This window comes from Streptomyces otsuchiensis, assembly GCF_004305975.1.
Classification (GTDB): domain Bacteria; phylum Actinomycetota; class Actinomycetes; order Streptomycetales; family Streptomycetaceae; genus Streptomyces; species Streptomyces otsuchiensis.
This window is the reverse complement of the sequence record NZ_BHZI01000463.1, coordinates 1-2,357: the sequence shown is the minus strand read 5'-3', so window position 1 is coordinate 2,357 and position 2,357 is coordinate 1. Positions and strand designations below refer to the sequence as shown.

General features: G+C 75.5%; 3 protein-coding genes and 2 pseudogenes. All 5 read left to right on the top strand.

What is annotated here, in order from left to right:
- Window positions 1–490: pseudogene (locus E0D90_RS25090) on the top strand (hypothetical protein); the annotation flags it as partial.
- 196 nt (window positions 491–686) lie between these two features.
- Window positions 687–896 carry a hypothetical protein gene (locus E0D90_RS25085; RefSeq protein WP_130800213.1) on the top strand — a complete coding sequence of 70 codons (210 nt, stop codon included), beginning with the start codon at window positions 687–689 and terminating at the stop codon, window positions 894–896.
- A gap of 74 nt (window positions 897–970) precedes the next feature.
- The gene (locus E0D90_RS26885; protein WP_157996951.1) at window positions 971–1,111 is read left to right on the top strand and encodes a hypothetical protein; all 141 of its coding nucleotides are present in this window, start codon (window positions 971–973) and stop codon (window positions 1,109–1,111) included.
- 85 nt (window positions 1,112–1,196) lie between these two features.
- A complete protein-coding gene (locus E0D90_RS26880; RefSeq protein ID WP_157996950.1) occupies window positions 1,197–1,343 on the top strand; it encodes a hypothetical protein in 147 nt (48 codons plus the stop codon).
- Window positions 1,344–1,438: 95 nt separating this feature from the next.
- Window positions 1,439–2,357 (top strand): annotated as a pseudogene (locus tag E0D90_RS25080) (hypothetical protein); the annotation flags it as partial.

Here is a 2,357-nt window from a genome sequence, read left to right as displayed (position 1 = left end):
GCTCCTTCACTTCCCAGTCGAGGTGAGCACCGGCCGCGTGCAACCGGTCAAGGACCGTCGAGAGGTGCAGGCCGCCCCCGTCTTCGACGGCGACCGCCTGATCGACCTCGTGGACGAGCTGATCGGGGACGGGCGCGGCGTGCACCTCTCGACGGTCCTTGACCGGTTGCACGCGGCCGGTGCTCACCTCGACTGGGAAGTGAAGGAGCTGGGTCTCGCGATCGAGGCGGCTGGGGTCCCCACCCGGGCCTCCGTCAGCATCGGGTCCGGCCCCGACAAGCTCGTCCGCAAGGGGGTCCACGTGGACGACTTGGAGGCGGCGCTCGCGGCCCCCGGCGGGGGGTCCTCCGGCACCCCCGCCGGGGGGTCCTCCGAGGGGCCTGCCGGGGGCCCGCCCGGGGGTGCCGCTGAGGCCCCCGCCGGGGCCGCTCCGGCCCCCTCCCCGACCGCTCCCGTGGGCGCCCCCCTGGAGAAGGTAGTCGCGGGGTAGTAGGGCCTCCTACCTGCGACTACTACCCCTCCGCTACCCCTGCCGCTACCGCTACTACCCCCGCCGACTACCCCCCGAGAGGGGAGCGGCAGACCGTCTGACGGTTGCCTGATCCGCCCCCCGATCCGGGGGCGGTGAGGGGGAGCCGGACAGCCGTTCCGAGCACCACCCGAGACCCACCGAGAGGACACCCGAGATGGACACCACCACCCCCGCCCCGTTCGCGACCGGTGACCGCGTGATGGTCGCCCACCCGATCGCCCCCAGCCCCCACCAGGGCGGTGAGGTCGCGCTCGTCCTGGCCGTCGACGGCGACCTGGTGCAGCTGCTCCACACCGACGGCGACCTGACCGACCGCACCGTCACCTGCTACGCCCGCGAGCTGATCGCCGACCCGCAGCAGTGACGCCCCGGGCGGGCCATCCCTGGCAGGCGCCCGCCCGAGGCTCCCTCATCCCTCAAGAGACAAGGACCCACATCATGGCACTCCGCAAGACGATGAAGATCACGCCCCGCCCCGCCGACGCCCCGGCCCGAGACGGCGACGTCGTCTGGGACTCCCAGCGCGGCGGCTGGTTCCGCCCGGCCGCCCCGGCCGGGAAGAGCGGCGGTGCCCGATGAGCGCCGCGACCCAGGAGGACGAGGCGCTCCGCCGCGCCCGCGAAGCCGACGCCCGCCGCGCCGCCGCGAAGAGCGGGGGCGCCCGATGAGCCGGACCGCCCGCGCCGTCCGCGCCGCCCTCCGGGCCGCGCACACCCTCTCCGCGATGTGGCAGTGCGCCTATTGCAGCGACTGGTTCGAGGCGGAGGACGCGCCGGTGCCGCACCACTGCGGGTGCCCCATCCCGGCCTGACCGCCCACCGGGGGTGTGCACCGCTCGGTGCACACCCCCGGCCCCTGTGCAGACACCACGTAGAGTCCGCCCACGCGGCCTAGGAGACGAGAGACATGACGTTCGACCACATCACCCGCCCCGAGGTGCTGATGGGCGCCGCAGCGGTCGCGCTGCTCCTCGCGGCCATCGCCATCGGCGCCCGCCGATCCCGCGCCCGCCGCCGGGGCCGGCCACCCGAGACCGCCGCGCCCCGGGTGACGCTCGCTCAGGCCGTGGCCACGGTCGCCGCCCTCATCTGCACCGGCGTTGGCGCCCACATCGCCTGGGAGTACGCGCGGGACCATGTCGGCATCGACAGCACGGCCGAGCGCGGCGCGCTGTTCTTGGCTGGGGAAGTGATCCTGCTCGGGCTGGCGCTCCTCGCCCGTGAAGAGATGCAGCGCTCCGGGCGGCCGGGCCTCCCCGGCACCCTGGTGTGGGCCATCACGGCGTTCCTGATGGTCCCGGCCGCCTACGTCTCCGACGACATCGGGTCAGGGCTGTGGCGGATCGTTCTCGGCCCGCTCGGCGCCGCCGTCATGTGGCACATGGCCATGGGCATCGAGATGCGCCGCGAGACCGGCCGCGAGGGCCAGGGCGTGCTCGCCGTCGCGGCCCGCCGCGTCCGGGAGCGGATCCTCGCCCGGCTCGGCGCGGACGCCTCGGCGGAGGAGATCGCCCGCGACCGCGCCCTGTGGCGCGCCGCCGCCCTCGTTGACCGGTACGCCGCCCTCGACCCCAAGGGCCGGACCGGCCGCCGCGGCCGCCGTCTCGCGCGCCGCATCAAGGTCGCGATGCGCACCGCCCGCGTGGCCGATCAGCCCGAGCTGCGCGAGCGCCTGGTCGCGATCCGCGCCGTGGACACCAGCCTGGACACCCTGGCCCAGCTCACCCCGCCATCCCCGTGGGAGACCGGCCCGGCGGCCGCTGACCAGGCCGTACAGCCCGTGCACACCCCCGTGCACACCGCCCCCGCCGCCCCCGCCCTCGAAG

Bases quoted from the DNA above. Each gene is read 5' to 3' on its own strand.
- E0D90_RS25085 (WP_130800213.1), top strand. From the start codon at position 687: ATGGACACCACCACCCCCGCCCCGTTCGCGACCGGTGACCGCGTGATG.
- E0D90_RS26885 (WP_157996951.1), top strand. From the start codon at position 971: ATGGCACTCCGCAAGACGATGAAGATCACGCCCCGCCCCGCCGACGCC.
- E0D90_RS26880 (WP_157996950.1), top strand. From the start codon at position 1,197: ATGAGCCGGACCGCCCGCGCCGTCCGCGCCGCCCTCCGGGCCGCGCAC.